Raw genomic sequence first — 20,829 nt, 5'->3', positions numbered from 1 at the left:
GCGGGGGGTGGGAAATCTGTGGTTACACGTTCCCGCACCTGGTGGTGCGGTGGTGGTGTTGTTATTCAGTTGTGTTCCTGCAACCAGTACCCGGCGGGTTTGTTGGTTGGGAACCACATAGTGGACGCAAGCAGTCTTGTTTTCTTTTTACCCTCTCCCGGGTGCGAACCCCTTTTGAAACGGGTTCGCGGGAGGGGGTGTGTGGTGTAAGTTATCGGCCTATTAGTACCGGTCAGCTTCACGAGTCGTTAGTCCTCGCTTCCACATCCGGCCTATCAACCCAGTGGTCTGGCTGGGGGCCTCTCACACACAAGGTGTATGGAAATCTCATCTCGAAGCGAGCTTCCCGCTTAGATGCTTTCAGCGGTTATCCCATCCGAACGTAGCTAATCAGCGGTGCACTTGGCAGTACAACTGACACACCAGAGGTTCGTCCGTCCCGGTCCTCTCGTACTAAGGACAGCCCTTCTCAAATTTCCTGCGCGCGCAGCGGATAGGGACCGAACTGTCTCACGACGTTCTAAACCCAGCTCGCGTACCGCTTTAATGGGCGAACAGCCCAACCCTTGGGACCTACTCCAGCCCCAGGATGCGACGAGCCGACATCGAGGTGCCAAACCATGCCGTCGATATGGACTCTTGGGCAAGATCAGCCTGTTATCCCCGAGGTACCTTTTATCCGTTGAGCGACGGCCATTCCACAATGTACCGCCGGATCACTAGTCCCGACTTTCGTCCCTGCTCGAGATGTCTCTCTCACAGTCAAGCTCCCTTGTGCACTTACACTCGACACCTGATTGCCAACCAGGCTGAGGGAACCTTTGGGCGCCTCCGTTACTTTTTAGGAGGCAACCGCCCCAGTTAAACTACCCATCAGGCACTGTCCCTGACCCGGATTACGGGCCGAAGTTAGATGTCCAAAGTGACCAGAGTGGTATTTCAACGATGACTCCACCCGAACTGGCGTCCGGGCTTCAACGTCTCCCACCTATCCTACACAAGCCACTCCGAACACCAATACCAAACTATAGTAAAGGTCTCGGGGTCTTTCCGTCCTGCTGCGCGTAACGAGCATCTTTACTCGTACTGCAATTTCGCCGAGTTTATGGTTGAGACAGCGGGGAAGTCGTTACTCCATTCGTGCAGGTCGGAACTTACCCGACAAGGAATTTCGCTACCTTAGGATGGTTATAGTTACCACCGCCGTTTACTGGGGCTTAAATTCTCAGCTTCGCCTTGCGGCTAACCGGTCCTCTTAACCTTCCAGCACCGGGCAGGAGTCAGTCCGTATACATCGTCTTGCGACTTCGCACGGACCTGTGTTTTTAGTAAACAGTCGCTTCCCCCTGGTCTCTGCGGCCCCGATCCCCTCCCACCAGCAAGTGGTGTTCAAGGTTGGGGCCCCCCTTCTCCCGAAGTTACGGGGGCATTTTGCCGAGTTCCTTAACCATAATTCTCTCGATCGCCTTAGTATTCTCTACCTGATCACCTGTGTCGGTTTGGGGTACGGGCGGCTAAAACCTCGCGCCGATGCTTTTCTAGGCAGCATAGGATCACCGAATCCCCCCTTTACGGGAGTCCCGTCAGATCTCAGGCACATGAACAGCGGATTTGCCTACCGTTCGCCCTACATCCTTGGACCGGGACAACCATCGCCCGGCTCGGCTACCTTCCTGCGTCACACCTGTTAATACGCTTGCCTCCCAGGATCAGGTCCCGCGCTCCACCAAAACCCTTCACCCACAAGGGGTGTCGGGCAGGTCTCGGGCGGTTAGTATCCCCTGTTCAACATGGGCGGTTTTTCGCCGGTACGGGAATATCAACCCGTTGTCCATCGACTACGCCTGTCGGCCTCGCCTTAGGTCCCGACTTACCCAGGGCAGATTAGCTTGACCCTGGAACCCTTGATCATCCGGCGGACGGGTTTCTCACCCGTCTTTCGCTACTCATGCCTGCATTCTCACTCGTGTAGGCTCCACCGCTGGTTTACACCGCGACTTCACCGCCCACACGACGCTCCCCTACCCATCCACACTCCTGAACCACGAAGGCTTGGAAAATATGTGAATGCCACAACTTCGGCGGTGTACTTGAGCCCCGCTACATTGTCGGCGCGGAATCACTTGACCAGTGAGCTATTACGCACTCTTTTAAGGATGGCTGCTTCTAAGCCAACCTCCTGGTTGTCTTCGCAACTCCACATCCTTTCCCACTTAGCACACGCTTAGGGGCCTTAGTTGGTGGTCTGGGCTGTTTCCCTCTCGACTATGAAGCTTATCCCCCACAGTCTCACTGCTGCGCTCTCACTTACCGGCATTCGGAGTTTGGCTGACGTCAGTAACCTTGTAGGGCCCATTAGCCATCCAGTAGCTCTACCTCCGGTAAGAAACACGCAACGCTGCACCTAAATGCATTTCGGGGAGAACCAGCTATCACGAAGTTTGATTGGCCTTTCACCCCTACCCACAGCTCATCCCCTCCATTTTCAACTGAAGTGGGTTCGGTCCTCCACGACGTCTTACCGTCGCTTCAACCTGGCCATGGGTAGATCACTTCGCTTCGGGTCTAGATCACGCCACTGCAACGCCCTGTTCAGACTCGCTTTCGCTACGGCTTCCCCACACGGGTTAACCTCGCGACGTAACACTAACTCGCAGGCTCATTCTTCAAAAGGCACGCCGTCACAACTACAAGGCTGCTCCGACGGATTGTAAGCACACGGTTTCAGGTACTGTTTCACTCCCCTCCCGGGGTACTTTTCACCTTTCCCTCACGGTACTGGTCCGCTATCGGTCATTAGGGAGTATTTAGGCTTATCAGGTGGTCCTGACAGATTCACACGGGATTTCTCGGGCCCCGTGCTACTTGGGATACTCATCAAAGGCGGTGCACAGCATTACGGTTACGGGGCTCACACCCTCTGCGGCCGGCCTTTCAAGACCGTTCACCTATACCAGCACTCACACCTCCCCGGTCCGGCAGAACCAGGACAACAAGTCCCACAACCCCGCCCATGCAACGCCCGCCGGCTATCACACATGGGTCGGTTTAGCCTGATCCGCGTTCGCTCGCCACTACTAACGGAATCACTGTTGTTTTCTCTTCCTGCGGGTACTGAGATGTTTCACTTCCCCGCGTTCCCTCCACGCACCCTATGTGTTCAGATGCGGGTCACCAGATCACTCGCGCGTCTGGCGGGGTTTCCCCATTCGGACACCCTGGGATCACAGTCCGGTTATCGACTCCCCCAGGCTTATCGCAGATTCCTACGTCCTTCTTCGGCTCCTAATGCCAAGGCATCCACCGTGTGCTCTTAAAAACTTGACCACAAAAGATCAAGGAGTAATTTTCGAGAGAACCACAGAAACCAACCACACCAACAACACCCCAAAAGGGCATCACCAGCACAGCCAGATCCAGGTTCATATTCTTGGAAATTGCTTCTTATAAAAGATGCTCGCGTCCACTATGTAGTTCTCAAACAACAACCCCGTACCACACACCCCACACACACCCCCAAACAGGGAAACCATGCGATCGGTGCAGCCAGGAAACCAGAAACAAACATCCCGGGAAGAACAAAACCCTCCCCGGTCCTGTTGCCTCAGGACCCAACAGTGTGCCAAACACTAAACCGCATGAACCCCGCCCCGCACCGTTCCAGGACGACAACCCCCCAAAGAGGGAACCCGTCCGTACTAGACACAGGACAAAACCACGCGGCCGCTATTTGCTGATATTCCACCCATGAGCACCCGCCGCAGAACGATCGCCTGCGCAGCGGGCCTTTACTCCTGACAAACCACACACCCCGCATACACGGGAGAGCAGGCCTGTAGGTGCTCCTTAGAAAGGAGGTGATCCAGCCGCACCTTCCGGTACGGCTACCTTGTTACGACTTAGTCCCAATCGCCAGTCCCACCTTCGACGGCTCCCTCCCACAAGGGGTTAGGCCACCGGCTTCGGGTGTTACCAACTTTCGTGACTTGACGGGCGGTGTGTACAAGGCCCGGGAACGTATTCACCGCAGCGTTGCTGATCTGCGATTACTAGCGACTCCGACTTCATGGGGTCGAGTTGCAGACCCCAATCCGAACTGAGACCGGCTTTTTGGGATTAGCTCCACCTCACAGTATCGCAACCCTTTGTACCGGCCATTGTAGCATGCGTGAAGCCCAAGACATAAGGGGCATGATGATTTGACGTCGTCCCCACCTTCCTCCGAGTTGACCCCGGCAGTCTCCCATGAGTCCCCACCCGAAGTGCTGGCAACATGGAACGAGGGTTGCGCTCGTTGCGGGACTTAACCCAACATCTCACGACACGAGCTGACGACAACCATGCACCACCTGTGAACCGGCCCCAAAGGAGAAACCACATTTCTGCGGCGATCCGGTCCATGTCAAGCCTTGGTAAGGTTCTTCGCGTTGCATCGAATTAATCCGCATGCTCCGCCGCTTGTGCGGGCCCCCGTCAATTCCTTTGAGTTTTAGCCTTGCGGCCGTACTCCCCAGGCGGGGCACTTAATGCGTTAGCTACGGCGCGGAAAACGTGGAATGTCCCCCACACCTAGTGCCCAACGTTTACGGCATGGACTACCAGGGTATCTAATCCTGTTCGCTCCCCATGCTTTCGCTCCTCAGCGTCAGTTAATGCCCAGAGACCTGCCTTCGCCATCGGTGTTCCTCCTGATATCTGCGCATTTCACCGCTACACCAGGAATTCCAGTCTCCCCTACATCACTCTAGTCTGCCCGTACCCACCGCAGATCCGGAGTTGAGCCCCGGACTTTCACGGCAGACGCGACAAACCGCCTACGAGCTCTTTACGCCCAATAATTCCGGATAACGCTTGCGCCCTACGTATTACCGCGGCTGCTGGCACGTAGTTAGCCGGCGCTTCTTCTGCAGGTACCGTCACTTTCGCTTCTTCCCTACTGAAAGAGGTTTACAACCCGAAGGCCGTCATCCCTCACGCGGCGTCGCTGCATCAGGCTTTCGCCCATTGTGCAATATTCCCCACTGCTGCCTCCCGTAGGAGTCTGGGCCGTGTCTCAGTCCCAGTGTGGCCGGTCACCCTCTCAGGCCGGCTACCCGTCGTCGCCTTGGTGAGCCATTACCTCACCAACAAGCTGATAGGCCGCGAGTCCATCCAAAACCGCAAAAGCTTTCCACCCCCCACCATGCGATGAGGAGTCATATCCGGTATTAGACCCAGTTTCCCAGGCTTATCCCAGAGTCAAGGGCAGGTTACTCACGTGTTACTCACCCGTTCGCCACTAATCCCCGGTGCAAGCACCGGATCATCGTTCGACTTGCATGTGTTAAGCACGCCGCCAGCGTTCATCCTGAGCCAGGATCAAACTCTCCGTTGAAGAAAAACAGACACAACCGGAAACCACGGAAATAACGCGGAAACCAGCTGCACAAAATTTGAAACCAGCCAAAAACACCAGACCACACCACGGAGGCGGATAGGCCCGGCAAATTCAACCAATTTAATAAAAAATCGGTATCAACAAACTTGGCACACTATTGAGTTCTCAAACAACAGACACATTCGAATACTTCCCGAAACAATTCCCGATAAAAACCGGTAACTTCCGCTTCGTATTTCGTCGCTGCGATGTTTCTAGCATATTTCATTCATTTTCACTTTGCAAATCCGGTTTATTCACCCGATATTCACTCCGTGGAACGAATCCGCCCAGCACTAAGGGAAGCTTTTCTTCATTCATGCTTTGAAGTCGAAGAATTGCTTCTCAGTGAAGGGGTTTGTCACCGCTCAGCGGCGGCGACTCAGAAGACATTACACGCTCCCCCGCGGCCGGGCAAATCGGCTGCGGAGGAGCGTGCAATCGGTCGGTTCCGGTGCTAGCCGCCGGTCACCTGGACCGTGGCCAGGTTCTTCTTGCCGCGGCGGAGGAGCAGGTACTTGCCGTGCAGGAGTTGGGACGGGGAGATCACGGCGTCCGGGTCCGTGACCTTGGCGTTGTTGACATACGCGCCGCCCTCGCCGATGACCCGGCGTGCCGCGGACTTGCTGTCCGACAGCCCGGATGCCACGAGCAGGTCGATGATGCCCAGGCCCGCTCCGTCCACGGAAGCTGACGGCAGTTCGGCCGTCGCCGCGGCCAGCGTCTGCTCGTCGAGTACCGACAGATCGCCGTTTCCAAAGACAGCGGCAGAAGCGGCAATGACCTTTTCTGTGGCTTCGGCCCCGTGGACCAGGGCCGTCACTTCGTAGGCGAGCTTCCGCTGGCCTTCGCGGGCGAAGGGGCGCTCGGCGACAGAAACCGCCACGTCCTCGATCTCGGCCCGGGTCAGGAAAGTGAACACCTTCAGCCGGTCCACCACGTCCGCATCAGCGGTGTTCAGCCAAAACTGGTAGAAGGTGTACGGGCTGACCATGGCAGAGTCCAGCCAGATGGCGTTGCCCTCACTCTTGCCGAACTTGGTGCCGTCGGCGTTGGTGATGAGCGGAGTGCCCAGAGCATGAACCGTCTTGCCCTCAACCTTGCGGATGAGTTCGGTACCGCTGGTGAGGTTGCCCCACTGGTCGGATCCGCCGGTCTGCAGCATGCAGCCGTAGTCCCGGTAGAGCTGGAGGTAATCCATGCCCTGCAGGATCTGGTAGCTGAACTCCGTGTAGCTGATGCCCTCGTCGGAGCTGAGGCGTGAAGCCACGGCGTCCTTGCGCAACATGGTGCCCACGCGGAAGTGCTTGCCCACCTCGCGGAGGAAGTCGATCGCGCTCAGCGGCGCGGTCCAGTCGAGGTTATTGACCATCCGGGCGGCGTTGGCGCCGTCGAAGCTGAGGAAACGGCGGACCTGGGCCTGCAGGTAGCCGACCCACTCCGAAACGGTGTCCTTGGTGTTCAGGGTGCGTTCCGCCGTCGGACGCGGATCGCCGATCAGCCCGGTGGAGCCGCCCACGAGGCCCAGCGGCTTGTGGCCGGCCAGCTGAAGCCGCCTCATGAGGAGAAGCTGGACCAGGTTTCCCAGGTGAAGGCTCGGCGCCGTGGGATCGAATCCGCAGTAATAAGTGACCGGTTCCCCGGCGAGAAGCTTCTCCAGTTCCACCTCATCGGTGGACACGTGGACAAGGCCGCGCCATTTGAGCTCCTGCCAGATGTTGGCGAAGCTGGGATCGTTCTGCTGGGATTCGAGGTCGTTTAGTTGTGACACGCCTTCTAAGTTAGCAGGATCAGCGGCCCCTGGACCCTCGTGAAGGGCTGAAGACAGGCCGGGCCGCGAACGGCCGGCCCGCCCGCGAACACTAACGCTCGATGCCCGCCGGAACGTCCGCGGCGGCGATCAGCCGTAGCCGCTGGGTGGGGCGGGTCATGGCGACGTACAAATCACCCACCCTGCCGTGCTCGTGGTTCAGCATGGCGCTCGGTTCAAGGACCACGACGCCGTCGAACTCAAGTCCCTTGGCTTCCCGCGGGCTGATGACCACCACGTCCTGTTCGTAACTGCCGGCACCCGTACCGAGCCGGGAGCCATACTTCGCGCGCAGCGCGGCGGTGGCCTCCCGCAGCAGGTCGCCGTCGGCAATCACGGCGAGCAGGCCGCCGTCGAGCGCCTGGAGCTCCTCGGGAAGGACCTCCACCAGCCGGTTCACGAGGCCCGACCTCTCCACGCGGTCGATGATCGGCGACCAGCGGCCTTCCCGGACGGCCTTCGGTGCGGAGACCACCAGGCCGGCGGCGTTGGCCATGCGTGCCGCCGCTTCGGCGATTTGCGACGGCGTCCGGTAGTTCACCGTGAGCTCCTCGAGCTGCCAGCGGTCGCCGAACATCGGAGCGAGGGCTCCCTGCCAGGACTTCGCACCGGCCACGGAACTGGTCTGCGCGATATCCCCCACGATCGTGAAGGACTTGAGCGGGCAGCGCCGGACCAGGAGCCGCCACTGCATGGGCGACAGTTCCTGCGCCTCGTCGACGACGATGTGGCCGAAGGCCCAGGTGCGGTCGCTGGTGGCGCGCTCGGCGGCCGTCAGGCGGGCCTCGCGTTCCTCGTTTTGATCAACGAGTTCCTCGGCAGACATCAGGACATCGACGCCGGCGGACTCCATGTTGACCAGCGTCTGCCGGGCGTTGGCCAGCGCGCGGGCCCGGTCCTGCTCCTGCTGGGCGAGGCCGCGGCCTGCAGCGGGATCCAGTTCACCGAGCAGTTCAGCTGCTTCGTCGAGCAGGGGGACGTCGGCCTCGGTCCAGGGGGCACCCGGAGCCCGCAGCAGGAGCTCGCGTTCCCTGGCGGTCAGCCCTGGGGTGCAGGCTTCAAGGAGCGCCGGCTTGCTGAGAAGTTCGCCCACGAGCTTCTCAGGCGTCATCGGCATCCAGCACAGGTTCAGCGCGACGCGCACATCACGTGCTGTCCGGACGTCCTCGGCAAGGTAGGAACGGTCGGCGTTGTTGCCGATGTTGCCGGCCTCAACGAGCTCAGTCATCTGCTCAGTCAGCTCGCGGAGCAGGATCTTGACGAACGTAACGCGGGCCTCGTTGTGCGGCTTGCCGGTGGAGCGTGCGCGTTCACGGGCGCGGCGGACCTGCCGGGGCGTGAGGGTCAGCCTGCGGCCGTCCACTTCCAGAATGCGGTTTTCCGCCGGAATGCGCTGCCGGTTGGCCACGGCATTGGCAATGACCTCGGCCATCTCCAGCCGGCCCTTGATGGCGGCAACGTCCGCCTCCTGCTCAGGCACCGCGTTGATGCCCGGCATGAGCCGGCCGAGGCTGGCCATGACCACGCCGGTTTCACCCAGCGACGGCAGGACGCGTTCGATGTATTTCATGAACGACGACGACGGGCCCACCAGCAGCACGCCCGCGGACTTGAGCCTGTCGCGATGGGTGTACAGCAGATAGGCGGCGCGGTGCAGGGCCACGGCGGTTTTTCCGGTGCCGGGGCCGCCTTGCACCACAAGGGCGCCGGAGATGGAGGACCGGATGATGCGGTCCTGCTCGGACTGGATGGTGCCCACGATGTCCGACATGCGGCCCGTGCGCTTGGAGTTCAGGGCAGCCAGCAGGGCGCCCTCGCCCTGCAGCGAGTCGGCGTCCGAAAGCATGTCGGCGTCCAGGACGTCATCCTCGATGGCCTTGACCTCGCGGCCCTGCAGGATGAGGTGCCGGCGCCGGCGCACGCCCTGGCGGTCAAACGCTGTGGCCTGGTAAAAATGGCCGGCCTCCGGCGCGCGCCAGTCGACCATGAGCCGGACGAGGTCCTCGGTGGTGAGCCCGATGCGGCCGATGTACTGTGCCTCGCCGGAGTCCAGGTCCAGCCGGCCGAACACCAGGCGGTCATCGACGGCGTCGAGCTGGGCGAGGCGGTCCTCGTACAGGGCCGCGAAGGCATCGCGTTCGGAGACGTTCTGCATGGTGCCGATTGCTCCCGCGCGGCGCACCTGGGCCAGCTGGGCGCGCTTTTCCGCGCGCAGTTCATCAAGCCGTGTGTACAGGCCGGCTACATAGTCCCGTTCGTGGGCCAAATCGGCGTCGTGCATCGTTCCCCTATCGCAAAAGACAGACCGTCCATTCTATAACCTTTTCGGCTTGCGTGGCGGCTGTTGAGCTGCATACAGCAGGTTATCTGACGCAGCAGGTTATCTGACGGCGCGGCTCCGCTGCTCGCCGGCAAGACCGCTGGTCAGAGACGCAGCAGCGACCGCACGCGGTGCCCGGCCAGGGCGGAGCGGCCGCGCAGCTCGCCGAGTTCCATCACCACGCCCACGCCCGAGACATGGACCCCGCAGCGTTCAAACAGACGGGCGGCTGCCCCGAGGGTGCCGCCCGTGGCGAGGACGTCGTCGAGGATCAGCACCCGGCTGCCGCGGGCCAGGTCAGTGGTGTGAAGTTCCAGCGTGGCATTGCCGTATTCCAGGGCGTAGTCCTCCGCGTAAACCTCGCGCGGCAGCTTCCCGGCCTTCCGCACCGTCACCACGCCAGTGCCGGTGGCGTAGGCCGCGGCGGCAGCGAGCAAGAAGCCCCGTGCCTCGACACCGGCCACAGCATCGAACTGCCCCTTGAACGGTTCCACGAGCGCGTCGACGACTGCCCGGAACGCGGGGCCGTCGGCGAAGACGGGGGTCAGGTCCTTGAAGGTGATTCCGGGTTTGGGGTAGTCCGGAACGGTCGCGCAGAGGCTGGTAATGAGTTCGTCCACGGGGACGGGCCTGCGGGCAGGGGCTTGTTCGCTGTGGTTCACCCGTCCAGCCTACGCCCGCGGTGGACGCGCCTTCGCCGCCTTGTAGCGGGACACTGTGGGGTCGCCGGTGAGCCAGAACCGCCATGGATAATCATGTGTGCCGCCATGACCGGCGACGCCCACCCGCGGCCCCGTGCTGACGTGGGCGGCGGGTGCGGGCGGCAGCATCAGGCCAAACGGTGGGCCCAGGGCGTCCCGCCCGCTGTCCTCGGTAGTCAGCCCGAGTGCTGTGGCTAGCCGGGCGGGTCCACTGGCCAGGTCCTTGGCGGCTTTCGACGTCGGGCGCCGGGCGAGGGCCAGCTCCCGGCCCTCAACGATCTCGCCAGCGCGCAGGAGGACTGCGGAGGCGTGGCCGGCCGGACCGCAGACGATGTTGGCGCAGTAGTGCATGCCATACGTGAAGTAGACGTAAAGGTGGCCGGCCGGACCGAACATGGGGACGTTCCTGCGGGTGGGCCCGCGGTAGGTGTGGGAGCCGGGATCAGGATGCAGGGAATCCACGGGGCCCATGTAGGCCTCGAGTTCGGTGATCCGTACGGCGACGGAACCTTCGTCGCTGTCGTGCGTCAGGACGGCTCCCAGGAGCAGCGGGGCGATTTCGCGGGCATCGCCGGACAGGAACTGCCGGACAGGGCCGCTGGTGGTCATGCTCCGACTTTACCCAAGCGCCTGTGGTGCGGGCCTGATGCCTTGGGAAGCCGTCCACGGCCATGTCCGATTTCCGCTAGCACACCCCCTTGGGGACTGGCAGGATGGAGTCATGGACTTCTGGCAGCGCTACCGCGCGATCGACGCGCGGGACACCCGTTTCGACGGGCAGTTCTTTACGGCGGTGCGTACCACGGGCATTTACTGCCGGCCGTCGTGCCCGGCGAGGACGCCCAAGGCGGAGAACGTCACCTTCTATGAGACGTCCGCCGCCGCCCACGACGCCGGTTACCGCGCCTGCAAGCGCTGCCTGCCTGAGGCAGTGCCGGGCACACCGGCCTGGAACCTCCGCTCAGACATTGCCGGCCGGGCCATGCGGCTGATCAATGACGGCGTGATCAACCGCGACGGCGTTGAGGGGCTCGCCTCGCGGCTGGGCTATTCGTCCCGGCAGCTGAACCGGATCCTCAGCCATGAACTCGGCGCCGGTCCCCTGTCCCTGGCCCGGGCCAGCAGGGCACAGACCGCGCGCACGCTGCTGGTCTCCACCACGATGAAGCTCGCAGATGTCGCCTTCGCGGCGGGCTTCAGCAGCGTCCGCCAATTCAACGAGACCGTGGCCGAGGTGTTCGACATGACGCCGACGGCGCTGCGCAGCACCGCCCGGCACCATCCGTCAGCCCCCGCGAGCACCTCACTCACGTTGGCGCTCCCCTACCGCGAACCGTTCGACCCCGGCGTGTTCAGCTTCCTCGCCGTCCGCGCCATTCCGGGGATCGAGGCCGGAACCGCAACGTCCTATGCCCGTACACTGCGGCTTCCGCACGGGGACGCGCGGTTCAGCGTGGAGTACACGGGCGCGGAATACTCCGGTACAGGGATCGGCACCAGAGAGGGCGGAACTGTAAAGTACGACGGCGGGCCGCACGGGAGGCCGCTGGTGCTCACCATCGGTGCTGTGGACCTCCGGGATCTGCCGGCCCTGCTGAGCAGGGTACGCCGGCTTTTTGACCTCGACGCCGATCCCGTCTCCATTGATGGCGCGCTCAGTGCCGATCCCCGGCTTTCGGCGTCCGTGGCGGCAGCGCCGGGGATCCGGCTGCCGGGCGCCCTCGACCCGCAGGAACTGCTCATCCGGGCCATGGTCGGGCAGCAGATCACGGTGGCAGCCGCCCGCACGGCGCTCACTCAGCTGGCCGCGGCCGGCAGTCCCAGCGCGGCACCGGGCGACGGGCTTTCCCGACTGTTCCCGTCGCCGGCGCAGATCGCCGGGGCCGGCGCGGAACTGCTGCGCGGCCCGCGGCGCAGGATAGAGTCGCTGCTGGCCGTTGCCACCGCGCTGGCCGAAAACACGCTGGACCTTGGCTACGGGGACGACCTGCCCAGCCTCTCGGCCAAATTGCTGCCGCAGCGGGGCGTCGGGCCGTGGACCGTGGGATACGTGGCCATGCGGGTCATCGGTGCGCCTGACATCTTCCTCGCCAACGACGCAGCGGTACGCAACGGCATCCGGGCGCTGCCCGGCGGCGCCAGCCCGATCACCGGCGCCAGCCCGATCACCGGTACGCCTGGCAGTGGCGGCGCGCCGTCGTCGGACTTCCCGTTGTCGGACTTCCGCGAAGTCAGCCCCTGGCGTTCGTACGCCACCATGCACCTCTGGCGCGCGGCTGCAGCTGCGCCCAGAACTGCTGTATCCCGAACTCCCGCCGCGCGCAGGGCTCGGCCGAAAGCGACAGTGTGAAGTGAAAGTGACAAGTGCAATGACAAGCGACCGTGCAATGAAAGCGACAGTGCAATGAAAGCCCAGCTGCTCACCATGACCACGCCGGACGGGCCGTTCACCATCATCGCCCGCGACGGCGTGGTGCTCGCCTCGGGCTGGACAGCCGACCCCCTGGACCTGACGGGCCAGATTCATCCGCAGCTGCTGCCGGACGCCTACGAGGCAGTGGAGCATCTCGGCCCGATTTCGGCCGCCGTGGAGGCCTTCTACGCGGGCGATCCGGCTCCTGCCATGAACGTGCCCGTCCTGCAGAAATCGGGCCCGTTCCGCGCCCACGCGTGGGACGTGCTCCGCACCGTCAGCCCGGGTGCACCGGTCACCTACACCCAATACGCTGAGCTGTCCGGCAATGCCAAAGCAGTCCGCGCTGCCGCCAGCGCCTGCGCCTTCAACGCGGCGGCGCTGTTCGTTCCGTGCCACCGGGTGGTCCGCACGGACGGCACGATGGGCGGCTTCCGCTGGGGGCTGCGGATCAAGGAAAGCCTGCTGGCCCGCGAAAAGCAGGGGCTCGCCGCCGGTTGAGCGACTAACGAAGCGGCTAGCGCCCCGGGTTAGGGGCTATTTCGCCGGAACCCCGGATGGCCACGGCAGCAGTTCCGGCAGGTCCACGCCGTCGGCCGCAGCTGAGGCGCGCAGGCTGCCAAGCGACGGTTCCCGGCCCGCGAGCCACGCGGCGACATCGGTGAGCATGCCGCTAATGACCGTGGAGCGGCGGCCGGTCCCGATCGTCACCGGTGGCAGGCCAAGCGGCTGCAGCACCAGCTTCTGCTCCTCCGGCACCCGTGCGGCCAGGAAGGTGAACAGGTGCTCGCAGAACGGCCTGCTCCACGTTTCCGGGCCGCGGCCCGTGTTCAGGTCGGAGGCGTGGATCACGAGCTCGCGCCACAGGGCAAGGCCGCCGTCCAGTACCACTCCCCCTCGGTAGGAAATGGGCGCACGCCAGCCCGCCGCGCCGGCCGCATCAGCGTTCCCGGCATCCGTATCCGCATCGAGCGAATCGAAGGCGCGCAGCGCCCGCTCCAGCGCTGAGTCCAGGTCTGCACGGTGCTGGACCAGTGCGTGCCCGGCGCTCATTTCGATGGCCTTCGTGCGGCCGTCATAGCCGCCGTCGTACAGTTCCACCGTTTCGCCGCGCGCGGCGTATTCGAGCTGCCGCGCCATCGCGTTGGAGATGCCGGTGATGTGCGCGAGGACGTGGCCGCGGGTCCAGCCCGGAAGGACCGAGGGCGCCGGGACGTCAGCTTCGGTGAGTTTGGCCGCCAAGGAGGAAACGGCGTCGGCCGCCTTGTGGAGTTCGGCGAGCAAAGTGTCAGGTGTGATCGCGGTCATGCCGTAATCCTAAACGCTCCCCACCGGCTCCCTGCCTTCGCAAGCTCAGGCCGGGGCCCTCGCCGGCGCGGGCCCCGCCGGTGTGGGCCCCCGCGAAGGAATCTTGCACGCGGGGGCCCAATCTTTGCTGGTGGCTAGCCCGCGTACTCGCGGACGCCGTTGAGCTCAGCTTCCAGCGCGGCCAGTTGGCGTTCGACGGCGGCCGGTGCCGTGCCGCCCTGCGAGTTCCGGCTGTTGAGCGAGCCTTCCGTGCTGAGGACGCTGCGGACCTCCGGGGTGAGGTGCTCCGAAATGGCGGCATACTCCTCGTCCGTCAGGTCCCACAGCTCCACGTTGCGGCTTTCGGCCTGCTTCACGGCCGCGCCGGACAGTTCGTGCGCCTCGCGGAACGGCACGCCCTGGCGGACCAGCCACTCGGCGATGTCCGTGGCCAGCGCGAAGCCCTGCGGGGCCAGCGACTCCATCCGGTCGGCGTTGAACTTCAGCGTGGCGATCATGCCCGAAACGGCCGGCAGCAGCAGCTCGAGCGTGTCGGCGGCGTCGAATACCGGTTCCTTGTCCTCCTGCAGGTCGCGGTTGTACGCAAGCGGCAGGCCCTTCAGAGTGGCCAGCAGACCTGTAAGGTTGCCGATCAGCCGGCCGGCCTTGCCGCGGGCCAGCTCTGCCACGTCCGGGTTCTTCTTCTGCGGCATGATGGACGATCCTGTGGAGTAGGAATCGTGCAGGGTGACGAAGGAGAACTCCTTGGTGGCCCAGAAGATGACCTCCTCTGAGATCCGGGACAGGTCGACGCCGATCATCGCGGCCACCCAGCCGAACTCGGCAAAGACATCGCGGGACGCGGTGCCGTCGATCGAGTTGTGGACGGCGGAGAAGAAGCCCAGGTCCGCGGCCACGGCCTCGGGGTCAAGGCCCAGCGAGGAGCCCGCGAGGGCGCCGGAGCCATACGGCGAAACGCCGGCGCGCTTGTCCCAGTCCTGGAGCCGCTGCACATCGCGCAGCAGCGCCCAGGCGTGGGCCAGCAGGTGGTGGCTGAGCAGGACCGGCTGCGCGTGCTGCAGGTGCGTGCGCCCCGGCATCGCCACGCCGGGGTGGGCCTTGGCCTGCTCCACCAGCGCGTCGATGGTGGCCAGCACGCCGCGGGCGATGATCCGGGCGTGGTCACGCAGGAACATGCGGCCCAGCGTGGCCACCTGGTCGTTGCGCGAACGCCCCGCCCGGAGCTTGCCGCCCAGCTGGGTTCCGGCGCGCTCGATCAGGCCGCGCTCCAGCGAACCGTGCACGTCCTCATCGGATTGAGCCGGCACATAGGCGCCCGAGGCGACGTCCGCATCCAGCTGGTCCAGGGCTGCGAGCATGCCTTCGAGCTCAGCAGCATCCAGCAGCCCGGCCTTGTGGAGCACGCGGGCGTGCGCCTTGGAGCCGGCAATGTCGTACCGGGCCAGGCGCCAGTCGAAGTGCGTCGACTTGCTCAGCGCGGCGAGGGCGTCGGCGGGGCCGCCGGCGAACCGGCCGCCCCAGAGCGCGCCGGTGTTGGTCCCCGAGCGCGCCCCAGCCTCGCTTCGCTCGGCCGGGGACCCCTGCGCTCGTGGGCCCATCTCGGATTTGGTGGTATTCTGCTCAGCCACCGGGGCTACTTTCCTGCGACGCGGATGTCGCGGCCGGACGCAACCTTGGCGGACATGCCCCACAGCTCGATGAAGCCGCGCGCCATGGACTGGTCGAACGTGTCGCCGGTGTCGTAGGTGGCGAGGTCGAAGTCGTAGAGCGAGGTCTCGGAGCGGCGCCCGTTGACGATCGCCTGGCCGCCGTGCAGCACCATGCGGATGTCGCCGGAGACGTACTTCTGGGTGTCGTCAATGAAGGCGTCCAGGGAGCGCTTCAGCGGGGAGAACCACTGGCCGTCGTAGACCAGTTCGGCCCAGCGCTGGCCGACGGTGGCCTTGAAGCGGGCCTGCTCGCGCTCGATGGTGATGTCTTCGAGGTGCTTGTGCGCGGTGATCAGCGCCATGGCACCCGGGGCTTCGTAGATTTCGCGGGACTTGATGCCGACGAGGCGGTCCTCGACGACGTCGATCCGGCCCACGCCCTGGGCGCCGGCGCGGCGGTTCAGTTCCTTGATGGCCTGCAGCGGGGTGACCTTGACGCCGTCGATCGCTACCGGAACGCCGGCTTCGAAGGAGATGGTGACCTCGTCCGGGGCCGGCGGGAATTCCGGCGTGGCGGTGTAGTCGTAGATGTCCTTGGTGGGGGCGTTCCAGATGTCCTCGAGGTAGCCGGTTTCGACGGCGCGTCCCCAGACGTTCTGGTCGATCGAGTACGGGTTCTTCTTGGTGGTCTCGATCGGCAGGCCCTTCTCCTCGGCGAAGGCGATGGCCTTGTCGCGGGTCAAGGCGAGGTCGCGGACGGGCGCGATGCACTTCAGGTCCGGGCCGAGGGTCTGGATGCCCACCTCGAAGCGGACCTGGTCGTTGCCCTTGCCGGTGCAGCCGTGGGCCACGGTGGTGGCGCCAAACTCACGGGCAGCCTTGACCAGGTGCTTGACGATCACCGGGCGGGAGATGGCGGACACCAGCGGGTAGTGGCCCTGGTAGAGGGCGTTGGCCTTCAGCGTGGGCACGCAGTATTCGTTGGCGAACTCGTCAGACGCGTCGGCCACGTAGGCCTCGACGGCGCCGCAGCCGAGGGCGCGCTGGCGGATGGTCTCCAGCGATTCGCCGCCCTGTCCGACGTCGACCGCCACAGCGATGACCTCGGCGCCTGTGGCTTCACCGATCCAGCCGATGGCTACGGAAGTATCCAGGCCGCCTGAGTAGGCCAGAACAATACGCTCAGTCACGGAATATGCTCCTTAGTTGTTGTTTCTGTTTCTTGTTTGTCTGTGTTTATTTGTCGTGGAAGAACTCGGCCGGACGCTACGGGCGCTTTGCGGCTTACTGGCCGGCTTCCTCGGCGAGCTGCAGGAACCGCGCAGCCAGCTCCGGTCCGCCCAGCGGGTCCCGGGCGACGAGCAGCACGGTGTCGTCCCCGGCGATGGTGCCCAGGATCGAGGGCATCACGGAATGGTCGATGGCCAGGGCGAGGAAGTTCGCCGCGCCCGGCGGCGTCCGGAGCACAGCGATGTTGGCCGAGGCTTCCGCCGTGACCAGCAGTTCGCCGCACAGCCGTGCCAGCCTGGCGTCGAGGATTTCCTGGCTGACCCCGCTCTTGGCCGCCCGCTCCCCGCCTTCACCGGGGACGGCGTACACCAGCACGCCTTCCTTGCCGCGGACGCGGACGGCACCAAGCTCCACGAGGTCACGCGACAGCGTGGCCTGGGTGACCTGCACGCCGTCGTCCGCGAGCAGCGCCGCAAGCTCCGCCTGCGAACGCACCGATTCGCCGGTCAGGATCGCGGTGATCCGCGCCTGGCGGGCGGTTTTGGTGGCCGGGCTCGCGCCCGGGGCCGCCGGGTTGGTGGACACTAGAACGTGCTCTCCCCGGTACCCTCAACGGGAGAAAGACCGTCGACAAACGCCAGCCCGGACCGGTGCATGAGCCAGGCCATGAGTCCCTTCTGCGCGTGCAGCCGGTTCTCGGCCTCGTCCCACACGATCGACTGCGGGCCGTCAATCACAGCGGCCGAGATCTCGTAGCCGCGGTAGGCGGGAAGGCAGTGCAGCACGACGGCATCAGCGGCAGCCTGCGCCAGCGCGGCCTCGTCCACGGAGTATTCACGGAACAGCTTCATCCGTGCTTCCTTCTCCGCTTCCTGGCCCATGGATACCCAGGTGTCGGTGGCGACGACGTCGGCTCCCTTGAGCGCCTCCGCCGCATCCGTCGTAATGAGGACGGATCCGCCGGTTTCTGCGGCACGTTCCTCGGCGGCGGCCACCATGCCGGCCGCAGGCAGGTAGCCCTCCGGACCGGCGACGCGGACGTGCATGCCTGCCGTGACGCCGGCCAGCAGGTAGGAGTTGGCCATGTTGTTCGCGGCGTCACCGAGGTACGCCATGGTGAGGCCCTTAAGTTCGCCCTTGTGCTCCTTGACGGTCAGGAGGTCGGCCAGCAGCTGGCAGGGGTGGTAGTCGTCGCACAGGGCGTTGATGACCGGAACCTTGGAGTTTTCAGCCATGGCAACGAGGCCGGAGTGCGCGCCGGTCCGCCACACGATCGTGGAGACCATGCGCTCGAGGACCTTGGCGGTGTCCTCCACGGATTCCTTGTGGCCGATCTGCGCCTCGCCCGGGTTGATGATCAGGGCGTTGCCGCCCATGTCCGCGACGCCGGTGGCGAAGGAGACCCGGGTCCGGGTGGAGGTCTTGTCGAAAATCACCGCAACGGTCTTGCGGCCGCTGCCCTCGGCGGCGAAGGGCTGGACGCTGTACGGCGCCGCCTTCATGCGTCCCGCGAGTTCCAGGACTTCCGCCTGTTCGGCTGGGCTCAGGTCCGTGTCCTTGAGGAAATGGCGGATGGTGCCGGTGGAAGTCACTGTGCGTCCTTTGCGGTTTGCAGGATGGCCGGAAGGGCGGCCAGGAAACGGTCCGCCTGCTCGGTGGTCAGGATGAGCGGCGGGGCCAGGCGGATGGTGCGGGGGCCGGGGCTGTTGATGATGAAGCCGGCGTCCAGGGCCGCGGTCACCGCGGCAGGGGCGACGTCGGCGTCCAGGTCGAAGCCGATCAGCAGGCCTTCGCCGCGCACCCCGGTGACACCGTCGACGGCGGCCAGAGTCTGACGGATGTGCTCACCCACGGCGCGGACATTGTCCAGCACGTGCTGGCTTTCGATGGCGTGCAGGGTGGCCAGGGCCGCCGCGGTGGCCACCGGGTTGCCGCCGAACGTGGTGCCGTGCTGCCCGGCCGACAGCAGCGACGAGGTCTGCTCGCCGAATGTGATGAGCGCACCGATCGGGAAACCGCCGCCGAGGCCTTTGGCCAGGGTGATGGCGTCCGGCACGATCCCGGCGTCCTCGCTGGCCAGCCACTTGCCGGTGCGGGCGATGCCGGTCTGGACCTCGTCCAGGATCAGCAGGGCACCGGCCTCCGCGGTGAATTCGCGGGCGGCCTTCAGGTAGCCGGCCGGAAGGGGGCGGACGCCTGCCTCGCCCTGGATCGGCTCCAGGAAGACGGCAGCCACGGTGTCATCGACGGCGTTGCGCAGCGCTTCGATGTCGCCGAACGGGATGTGCTCAACGCCGCCGGGCATAGGCTCGAAGGGTGCGCGGTAGGCCTCCTTGGCGGTGAGCGCCAGTGCGCCCATGGTCCGGCCGTGGAATGCGCCTTCAAGCGCGATGATCCGGGTGCGGGGCTTGCCGCCGGCCTCCCCGGCGGCAGAACCGGAGTTCCGGCGGGCGAGCTTAAAGGCGGCCTCGTTGGCCTCGGTGCCGGAGTTGGTGAAGAACACCTTGGACCCGGTCGGCGCTGCACTGAGTTCCAGCAGTTTTTCGGCCAGGGCGATCTGGGTGGGGCTGGTGAAGAAGTTGGAGACGTGCCCCAGGGTGGCCAGCTGGCTGGAGATCACCGAGGTCACGAACGGGTGGGCGTGGCCCAGCGCGTTGACGGCGATGCCACCGAGGAGGTCCAGGTATTCCTTGCCGTCGGCGTCCCAGACGAGGCAGCCCGCACCGCGGACCAGCACCCGCTGGGGCGTGCCGAAGACACCCATGAGCGACGAGGAGTAGCGGGCCAGCCACTCGGAGCCACTGCTGTTGGCGACGAGCGTGGTTGCGGCGGCCTCCGCAGCGATGGGGGCCCCGCCCGCTTCACGGTGCCCGACCACACCCGGGCCCCCATCGCTGCTGCGGCCTTCGGCGGAATGGCTTAGTTCAGTGTGACTCATGAATTCACTTCCTCATCGGGAACCACTTGGGTGCCTATTCCGGCGGTGGTGAAAGTTTCAAGAAGCATTGAGTGGGGCAGCCGGCCGTCCACGATGTGCGCCCGTTCCACGCCCTCGTCGATGGCCTTGAGGCAGGCGGCCATCTTGGGGATCATGCCTGATTCGAGGCTGGGCAGCATGTCCCGCAGCTCTGAGGCCGTCAGGGACGAAATGAGCGAGGACTTGTCCGGCCAGTTGGCGTAGAGGCCTTCGACGTCGGTCAGGATGACCAGCTTCGAGGCGCCCAGCGCGGAGGCCACGGCCGCCGCTGCGGTGTCCGCGTTGACGTTCAGGACCTGGCCGGTGGGCTGGAAGCGCGCGGTGCCCGGCACGCTTTCGCCACCGTCGGTGATCTCCGGGGCGACGGTGGAGATCACGGGGATCCGGCCGGCGTCGAGAATGTCCACGATGCCTGCGGGGTCCACTCCCACCACCTCGCCCACGAGCCCGAGGTCAACCTGCTCGCCGTCAACGACGGTTCCGGTGCGGACGGCGCGCAGCAGGCCGCCGTCTTCACCGGACATGCCGACGGCGTAGGGCCCGTGTGAGTTGATCAGGCCCACCAGTTCCCGGCCCACCTGGCCGGTGAGGACCATGCGCACCACGTCCATGGCCTCGGGCGTTGTCACGCGCAGGCCGCCCTTGAACTCCGACTCGATGCCGAGCCGGCCCAGCATGGAGTTGATCTGCGGGCCGCCGCCGTGAACCACGACGGGGTGGATGCCCACGTGGTGGAGGAACACGACGTCCTCGGCGAAGGCGCGCCGCAGCTCGTCGTTGACCATGGCGTTGCCGCCGTACTTGATCACCATGGTGGTTCCGGCAAAGCGCTGGATCCACGGCAGGGCTTCGATGAGCGTGCCTGCCTTGTCTTGGGCATCACTCATGGACGTTGACTCGCGGGTCTGGGTGTTCATGCGGCTGGTTCTCCAGGGTTGCCGGCGGATCTGGCTTGAGTAGGCGGTCTAGCTTGAGTAGGCGGTCTAGCTTGAGTAGGCGGTCTAG

The 20,829-nt window shown here is 64.7% G+C and carries 13 protein-coding genes and 3 rRNA genes (1 of these 16 cut by a window edge); 2 read left to right on the top strand and 14 right to left on the bottom strand.

Annotation, left to right across the window (positions count from 1 at the left end):
• From rrf to G9E11_RS11020, 7 genes are all read right to left on the bottom strand, one after another.
• Positions 1–6 (bottom strand): 5S ribosomal RNA (gene rrf / locus G9E11_RS11050); it reaches 109 nt to the left of the window's first position.
• A 195-nt stretch (positions 7–201) separates the two neighbouring features.
• A 23S ribosomal RNA gene (locus tag G9E11_RS11045) occupies positions 202–3,327 on the bottom strand.
• 523 nt (positions 3,328–3,850) lie between these two features.
• A 16S ribosomal RNA gene (locus tag G9E11_RS11040) occupies positions 3,851–5,374 on the bottom strand.
• Together the 16S, 23S and 5S rRNA genes form the textbook arrangement of a ribosomal RNA operon.
• A 499-nt stretch (positions 5,375–5,873) precedes the next feature.
• Complete coding sequence (gene tyrS, locus G9E11_RS11035) at positions 5,874–7,187, bottom strand: tyrosine--tRNA ligase (RefSeq protein ID WP_190605533.1); 1,314 nt, start codon at positions 7,185–7,187, stop codon at positions 5,874–5,876.
• Positions 7,188–7,278: 91 nt separating this feature from the next.
• Positions 7,279–9,507 (bottom strand): HelD family protein, encoded by a 2,229-nt coding sequence (locus G9E11_RS11030; protein WP_190605531.1) that lies wholly within the window; start codon positions 9,505–9,507, stop codon positions 7,279–7,281.
• A 143-nt stretch (positions 9,508–9,650) separates the two neighbouring features.
• On the bottom strand, positions 9,651–10,208 hold the full coding sequence (locus tag G9E11_RS11025) for an adenine phosphoribosyltransferase (RefSeq protein WP_190605529.1): 558 nt from the start codon (positions 10,206–10,208) through the stop codon (positions 9,651–9,653).
• A 9-nt stretch (positions 10,209–10,217) separates the two neighbouring features.
• Positions 10,218–10,856, bottom strand: coding sequence for a DNA-3-methyladenine glycosylase (locus G9E11_RS11020; protein WP_190605527.1), 639 nt, complete (start codon positions 10,854–10,856; stop codon positions 10,218–10,220).
• Between the two features lie 112 nt (positions 10,857–10,968).
• On the opposite strand from G9E11_RS11020, the gene G9E11_RS11015 reads away from it, so the two are divergent.
• Positions 10,969–12,597: a DNA-3-methyladenine glycosylase 2 family protein gene (locus tag G9E11_RS11015; protein WP_190605525.1), complete on the top strand. Its 1,629-nt coding sequence runs from the start codon at positions 10,969–10,971 to the stop codon at positions 12,595–12,597.
• 54 nt (positions 12,598–12,651) lie between these two features.
• Complete coding sequence (locus G9E11_RS11010) at positions 12,652–13,161, top strand: methylated-DNA--[protein]-cysteine S-methyltransferase (protein WP_190605523.1); 510 nt, start codon at positions 12,652–12,654, stop codon at positions 13,159–13,161.
• Positions 13,162–13,197: 36 nt separating this feature from the next.
• On the opposite strand, the gene G9E11_RS11005 is transcribed toward G9E11_RS11010, so the two are convergent.
• The 7 genes from G9E11_RS11005 to argB all read right to left on the bottom strand — a co-directional run bounded on the left by G9E11_RS11005 (position 13,198) and on the right by argB (position 20,741).
• On the bottom strand, positions 13,198–13,968 hold the full coding sequence (locus tag G9E11_RS11005; RefSeq protein WP_190605521.1) for a maleylpyruvate isomerase family mycothiol-dependent enzyme: 771 nt from the start codon (positions 13,966–13,968) through the stop codon (positions 13,198–13,200).
• Positions 13,969–14,102: 134 nt separating this feature from the next.
• Positions 14,103–15,566 (bottom strand): argininosuccinate lyase, encoded by a 1,464-nt coding sequence (gene argH, locus G9E11_RS11000; protein WP_190606023.1) that lies wholly within the window; start codon positions 15,564–15,566, stop codon positions 14,103–14,105.
• A gap of 35 nt (positions 15,567–15,601) precedes the next feature.
• Positions 15,602–16,807, bottom strand: a complete 1,206-nt coding sequence (locus G9E11_RS10995; RefSeq protein ID WP_190605519.1) for an argininosuccinate synthase — start codon at positions 16,805–16,807, stop codon at positions 15,602–15,604.
• Positions 16,808–16,901: 94 nt separating this feature from the next.
• Positions 16,902–17,432 (bottom strand): arginine repressor, encoded by a 531-nt coding sequence (locus G9E11_RS10990; protein WP_190605517.1) that lies wholly within the window; start codon positions 17,430–17,432, stop codon positions 16,902–16,904.
• Positions 17,432–18,439 (bottom strand): ornithine carbamoyltransferase, encoded by a 1,008-nt coding sequence (gene argF / locus G9E11_RS10985; protein ID WP_190605515.1) that lies wholly within the window; start codon positions 18,437–18,439, stop codon positions 17,432–17,434. The genes G9E11_RS10990 and argF overlap by 1 nt, the downstream gene beginning before the upstream one ends.
• On the bottom strand, positions 18,436–19,785 hold the full coding sequence (locus tag G9E11_RS10980; RefSeq protein ID WP_194718003.1) for an acetylornithine transaminase: 1,350 nt from the start codon (positions 19,783–19,785) through the stop codon (positions 18,436–18,438). The genes argF and G9E11_RS10980 overlap by 4 nt, the downstream gene beginning before the upstream one ends.
• A complete protein-coding gene (argB, locus tag G9E11_RS10975; protein WP_190605513.1) occupies positions 19,782–20,741 on the bottom strand; it encodes an acetylglutamate kinase in 960 nt (319 codons plus the stop codon). Before argB ends, G9E11_RS10980 begins: the two co-directional genes overlap by 4 nt.
• Positions 20,742–20,829: the final 88 nt, after the last annotated feature.

It is taken from the genome of Arthrobacter ipis, assembly GCF_014694315.1.
Taxonomy (GTDB): Bacteria; Actinomycetota; Actinomycetes; order Actinomycetales; family Micrococcaceae; genus Arthrobacter; species Arthrobacter ipis.
The sequence above is the reverse complement of the archived record's forward strand: the minus strand, read 5'-3'. Positions and strand labels throughout refer to the sequence as shown.